The organism is Kocuria cellulosilytica (assembly GCF_040981245.1).
Taxonomy (GTDB): domain Bacteria; phylum Actinomycetota; class Actinomycetes; order Actinomycetales; family Micrococcaceae; genus Kocuria; species Kocuria cellulosilytica.
In genome coordinates, this window is sequence record NZ_JAVFWZ010000109.1 from 1 (window position 1) to 559 (window position 559).

The 559-nt window shown below is 72.8% G+C and carries 1 protein-coding gene; it reads right to left on the minus strand.

The window, feature by feature from the left end:
• Positions 1–73: 73 nt before the first annotated feature.
• Positions 74–559: GntR family transcriptional regulator (locus RCG67_RS17235; protein WP_368828029.1), on the minus strand; the 486-nt coding region annotated here is incomplete at its 5' end.

Here is a 559-nt window from a genome sequence, read left to right on the forward strand (position 1 = left end):
CGGGCGTCGGCGGGGTCAAGAGGGGAAGGTGAGATTTCTTCCGGCCGCTGACGCACAGGCGGGTGCCCGTGCGTCAGGGGCGGGCGTAGTCCAGGTGGCGGACCATGAGCTCGGCCGCCCGGGCCGGGTCGCCCGCGACGACCGCCTCGGCGATGTCCCGGTGCTCCAGGGCGCTGCTCTCCAGCCGCCCGCGCTCCTGCAGGTGGTAGGACCCGTTGATCCGCGACTGGTCCCGCAGGTTCTCCACGATCGCCGTCCACCGCGTGTTCCGGAGCATCCCCACGAGAGCGGCGTGGAAGCGCTGGTCCGCCTCGAGGTACTCGACCATGTCGTGGCCGCCGGAGGCCGCGACGGTGCGTTCGCCCAGGTCCCGCAGCAGGGCGGCCTGGTCGGCGTCGACGCCCTGCTCGGCCACCCGCCGCACGGCCTCGACCTCGATGAGCCGGCGCAGGTCGTAGACCTCCTGCCGGTCCCGGTCGGTCAGCTCCACCACGCGGAAGCCCCGGTTGCGCACGAGCTCCAGCAGGCCCTTGTTGACCAGCGACATCATGGCCTCGCG